Origin of the sequence: Pleurocapsa sp. CCALA 161 (assembly GCF_003003995.1) — a bacterium.
Classification (GTDB): domain Bacteria; phylum Cyanobacteriota; class Cyanobacteriia; order Cyanobacteriales; family Xenococcaceae; genus Waterburya.
This window is the reverse complement of sequence record NZ_PVWF01000190.1, coordinates 1-5,575: the sequence shown is the minus strand read 5'-3', so window position 1 is coordinate 5,575 and position 5,575 is coordinate 1. Positions and strand designations below refer to the sequence as shown.

Sequence of the window (5,575 nt, the reverse complement as noted above, 5' to 3'; positions counted from 1 at the left end):
GAGTTAGTCGCTAAACCAATAATAACGTCATGCCCTTCTCCCGTGTTAATTACACCTGTGTTATTGATGCCCAAGGCTAAACTATCGACAATGACAACTGACTCACTATTGGCAGTGGCTGTAGATCCATTACTAAATAATAATTGGGTTTGAGAGTTAGTTGTTGCGTTACCTAAAGCCGAAGCATTAGCAAACCCGACGATGATATCATTACCTTTGCCAGTATTAATTTTTCCCCCGTTATTAATACCAACAGCATCTACAACTACATTAACTGTTGCCACAGAGCTACTAGTAGCATCAGTAAAAGTGACATTGCTCAAAATTGATTCTGCTTGGGAATCAGCCGTTGAGTTCCCTGAAGCATCAGCAACACCAAAAATAATGTCATCACCTCTGCCAGTATTAATCTGACCTAGGTTGTTAATTCCTAAAGCTAATACACCAGCATTTGCAGTAGTTTGGCTATTAGCAGCAACAATACAATCAGAAATAAATTCAGCTTCTGCACTAGCCAAGGCAATGCTCAAAGCCGAAGAAATTCCTTTACCATAGATAATATTATTATTTTTATCTGTCGTAATCTCGTTATTATTATCAATTCCCATAGCCAGATAATTATCTATATCATCAGGATTATTGACAAGCGAGCTATTTACATGGGATTTATCATCAAATTGATAAATTGAGCCTGGTATTTGGCATTTAAGGCTATTTTTTTCTAACTCAAGAACTCGCTGAGGTATAGTAAAAAAATCATCAATTGATAAGATATTTTCTAGCAATAGATTTTTAGACATAAGATTAGACTTAATTTTAGATAACTTTTAAAATCAAACAATTTCCAACAATTGTTGAAGTAAACTGATTATCTATTTAACTCTTAGAATTAATCATCAAGCCCAGATGAAAATATGATTTTTTAAATCAACTAGAGGTAAAGAGTTTGTATAGTTTAGATGAAATAAAGACTCTTCAGCAGTAAAAAGCTCTTTACTATCAAGCTGTTGGTCAGATTAAACACAATTGCTCAAGATCACTGTGTCAATTCATTGAACGAAGGCAGAAGGATTGATCAAAAATGAAACAAGTTAAATAGGAGTTCATTGCTACTTGAGACCGAAGGGAATCCTTTAGGGCTACTTGCGAACAGCTAACTCAAAAACTCCTGGTTTCAAACTGGATGCGGTTTAATTGACAGTCTGTCCATTATTCGCATCAAAAACAAATAGCCGTGCTAAATCAAATTTTACGGTGAGACGATCGCCCTTACGACTTTGATAATGAGCATCTGCCAGTAAATTAAGTTTGATGTTCGATCTTGGTACAATTGCCTTAATCAAAGTTTCTCTGCCCAAGGGTTCAACTAAGTCTACTTCTAAAGTTAGACAATCATCGTTATCCTGAGCAGATGTTGGCTGAATCTGAATATGTTCAGGACGAATACCTAGGTTAAACTTCTGTCCAAGACTAAGGGATAGCTGCTGTCTGGCTTGATTTAACTGGAGCGACTGATTGTTAAACAGAATCAAGCGATCGCCTTGATAGATGGCGGGGATAATATTCATCGGTGGATTGCCCAAAAAACCAGCCACCATACTATTTACAGGATTACTATAAATCTCTTGTGGACTGCCAATCTGCTGCACTCTACCATTATCTAAAACCACAATCTGATCGGCTAAAGTCATCGCCTCCACCTGATCGTGAGTCACGTAAATAGTCGTAATCTGAAACTGTTGATGTAATCGTTTTAATTCTGCTCTCGTATCGTCTCGCAATTGAGCATCTAAATTAGATAGTGGTTCATCCAGTAAAAATACCTGGGGTTGACGAGCGATCGCTCTACCTAAAGCGACTCTCTGTTGTTGTCCCCCCGATAACTGTTTTGGTTTACGTTTCAACAGATGTTCTATATCTAAAGATCGAGCCACTTGCTGTATTTTGCGATCAATATCTTGAGGTGATTCCCTGCGCATTTTTAACCCAAAAGCTAAATTGTCCGCCACGCTCATGTGAGGATAGAGAGCATAATTTTGGAACACCATCGCCACATCTCGCTGTCTTGCAGGAACATCATTAACCAAGCGATCGCCAAGATACAATTCTCCTTTAGTAATCGACTCTAAGCCTGCAATCGTGCGGAGAATAGTTGATTTACCGCAGCCTGAAGGCCCAACCAAAACCCAAAAAGCGCGATCGGCAATGTCAAAAGTAATATCCTGTATTGCCGTAGCATTATCAAACTGTCTGGTTATTCCTTGTAGACGTACTTGAGCCATGGATTATTACTGGTGATTAATTACTGGTTGCTGATCACTGTTGACTGTTGACTGTTGGCTGTTAGAATGGCGTTTGTTATATTAAGAGATAGAATCTACTGATGGCTAGGTCTTCTACTTACGCCCTACGAGATGGAGTTATTTTAAACAATCGCTACCGAATTGTGAAGCAGATTGCTCGCGGTGGTTTTGGTCGTGCTTATTTAGCTGAAGATACTCAACGCTATCGAGAATTGTGTGTCCTCAAAGAATTTGCTCCCCAAGTTGAGACTAACAACGAATCACGTCAGGCGGAAGATTTGTTTGAACGGGAAGCAGGTATATTATATAAGCTAAATCATCAGCAGATTCCTAGGTTTGAGGCACTATTAAGGACTCGAATTGATGGTAGAAGATCGCTGTTTTTGGTTCAAGAATACATCCAAGGAGAAAGTTACTGGCAATTGCTTCAGCGTCGGGGCAAATTAAGTGAAGCAGAAGTCACCGAGATGATTTGGGATATTTTGCCCGTGCTGGACTATATTCATAATGCTGAGTTGATTCACCGTGATATTTCTCCTGATAATTTAATTTTACGCGATCGCGATCATAAGCCAGTGCTGATTGATTTTGGCTGCGTTAAACTTGCTGCTAATGCTGTTTCGAGATCTGCTGGCTATTCTGTAACTCTAATCGGCAAGAAAGGCTATTGTCCCGATGAGCAGATTCGTCGTGGTATAACCATGCCTTCTAGCGATCTTTACTCTCTAGCGGCAACTTCAGTAGTGTTGTTGACAGGTAAACAACCCGATCGGCTATACGATAGTTATCAAGGAAAATGGGACTGGAATCAAATCGATGTTAGTCCTCATTTTAAAAGAGTCCTGAAGAAAATGTTGGCAGAAAGACCATGCGATCGCTTTAAATCTGTGGATCAAGTGCGTCAGACTCTCTCTCTTGAAGATAAATCAGTTTTCACTAACTTTATTTCTCGTTTTCGTACCCTAATTGTTGCTCCTGGCGATCGCCATCGCTTTGAGACTAATGATTATGATTCGACTAGTGCCTTGTCTCGTGCCGCTTCAAGCATGACTCAAATATCTCGAAGAATAACGCGCAAATTTATTGATACCAATTTTAATCGAGTTAAACCTTGGCAATGGGGCATTTTCGCCTCGGCGATCGTGATTATTCCTGGAATATTTAGCTTTGCATTAATTAATTACCGAATTACTCAAACAGTCGCCCATGATTTTCAAAATCATCCTAATTCCCCAGGCATTAACCAAGACGAACTAGATTTGCAGCGTCAAGTGCATCAAAAAGTTAAATCTCTCAAGCTGAATACTAGTAACTTTTATAAACAGGTCGATAGTGTTTTTCATGAACAGTATCCAGAACTAGCAGGCAAACAATTAACTCAACGCAAAGATCACCAAGAATATCGAGAAGTTTGGTATCGAATTGCCCGTAGTTTGTTGACGAAACAAGTAACAAATAATAGGTAATGAGTAATGAGTAACAAGTAACAAGTAATAAAGGACTACCTACTACCTACGAACAGTTAATTAAACTTATCCTAATCTGCGGCAGCTTTTGAGTGTGAATCTTCATACTCAAAACGCGCCGCTAACTTTGTACGGCTATAATTAAAGTTTTTTTGAGTGATTTTACTGACTTTTGATCAAGTTAAATAATTCTTTTTTTGCTGCTATTCAGTAAATTTACAGTTATTAAACTATATATTTACATTTATTTTACACTGTATTATCTTGAGGCTATACTATAAAATGACATAAATAGATATAGATTATGTTTTTAAAGTAAAACTAGTTAAACTTAGTTCGAGATTTCTATTTAGTCGCCAATAACTAATATTTTAATCAAAAATAGCTTAAGCTATTCTATACAAATGTTAACTAATGAATCTAAAGCTAATATTCTCATAGTTGAAGATGAATTATTGATTGCAAAAAATACAGCTAAAAAGCTCCAAAATTTTGGTTATAACGTCTTAAAAATTGTATCTAATGGTCAGGCTGCAATTGATTGTGTGAACCTGGAACAGCCAGATTTAGTCTTGATGGACATCGCCATTAAGGGAGAAATTGACGGTATAGAAACAGCATCTCAAATAAAATCTATTTCTGATGTACCAATCATTTTCACAACTGCCTATGCCAACGATGAAACTTTAGATCGCGCTTCGGAAACAGGCTGTTATGGCTATTTGATTAAGCCCTATAAGGAACAGGAACTGCGTGCTACGGTTAAAATGACTTTGAGTAAGCATTTAGAACAATCGACAATTCAACAGGCTTTACAATCTTCAATCAGTGAGTATTCATCAGAATACGATAATGTTTATCAAGATCATCTGACAGGTTTGCCTAATAAACTCTTTTTAAGAGATTTATTTAATTATTTATTATCATTAATTGCCAGTCACCATGGAGAAACCCCTAGTGGCTCATTAGAATCTCACCAGCAGGATGTAGCGCAACAATCTCAGTTTAATATTATTGGTGTATTTAATATTAGCTTAGATCGATTTGAGAAGATTAGTAACTTATTCAATAAACAGAAACAAGATTTTTTATTAAAAGAAATTGCTCAACGTTTGGTGGATTGCGTTAGAAATTTTGCTGCTCATGGCGAGGTAGTTTACCTAGCACCAGATAACTTTGTGGTGTTGCTGGCGATGGATAGTCGTATGACAGGTAGTAAATATGGACAGTCTATCCTGAATGTTCTCAAACAAAATTATTTTATTAGCGATTCCTCTTCGGGTACGCTTGGCGATCGCGAAGTATATCTTGCTCCAACTATTGGGATTGCCTATTGTCCTAGCGATAGTCAAGATATTACAGAACTGTTAGAGCAGAGCAACAAAGCGATTGAATATGGCAAAAGTCAGGGAGGAAATCGTTGTCAAGCCTATACCGTTGCTTTTAAGATCAAAAATTCTAAGTCTGGCGAAGACTTCAGACTAGAATCAGAATTACATCATGCTCTGGAACGACAAGAATTTCAACTGTACTACCAGCCCAAATTAGAGCTACAAACCAATCGAATCATCGGTTCAGAAGCGTTATTGCGCTGGAATCATCCCACCTTGGGTAGAATCAATGCTGAAAAGTTTATTCCCCTAGCAGAAGATATCGGCTTAATTAAACCGATAGGGGAATGGGTGCTAACCACTGCTTGTCAGCAGATGCAGGCTTGGCTAGATGCGGGATTAACCACCCACAAAATCAGCGTTAATCTATCAGGAGCGCAGTTTAAACAATCAGACTTATTTCATCAAATAACTC

3 protein-coding genes and 1 pseudogene are annotated in these 5,575 nt (G+C 37.9%); 2 read left to right on the top strand and 2 right to left on the bottom strand.

What is annotated here, in order from left to right; translation table 11 throughout:
- Together C7B62_RS23990 and C7B62_RS23985 are read right to left on the bottom strand one after the other, a co-directional pair.
- Nucleotides 1-800: pseudogene (locus C7B62_RS23990) on the bottom strand (hypothetical protein); the annotation flags it as partial.
- Nucleotides 801-1,190: 390 nt separating this feature from the next.
- Nucleotides 1,191-2,282: an ABC transporter ATP-binding protein gene (locus C7B62_RS23985; RefSeq protein ID WP_106243630.1), complete on the bottom strand. Its 1,092-nt coding sequence runs from the start codon at nt 2,280-2,282 to the stop codon at nt 1,191-1,193.
- A 101-nt stretch (nt 2,283-2,383) separates the two neighbouring features.
- Here C7B62_RS23985 and C7B62_RS23980 point away from each other — a divergent pair, with 101 nt between their 5' ends.
- On the top strand, nt 2,384-3,769 hold the full coding sequence (locus C7B62_RS23980) for a serine/threonine-protein kinase (protein WP_106243626.1): 1,386 nt from the start codon (nt 2,384-2,386) through the stop codon (nt 3,767-3,769).
- A 404-nt stretch (nt 3,770-4,173) separates the two neighbouring features.
- The coding region (locus C7B62_RS23975) for an EAL domain-containing protein (protein ID WP_106243622.1) at nt 4,174-5,575 on the top strand (1,402 nt) is incomplete at its 3' end.

What these genes read in the sequence shown, in the direction of transcription:
- C7B62_RS23985 (WP_106243630.1), bottom strand. Translation starts at nt 2,282, where the DNA reads ATGGCTCAAGTACGTCTACAAGGAATAACCAGACAGTTTGATAATGCT.
- C7B62_RS23980 (WP_106243626.1), top strand. Translation starts at nt 2,384, where the DNA reads ATGGCTAGGTCTTCTACTTACGCCCTACGAGATGGAGTTATTTTAAAC.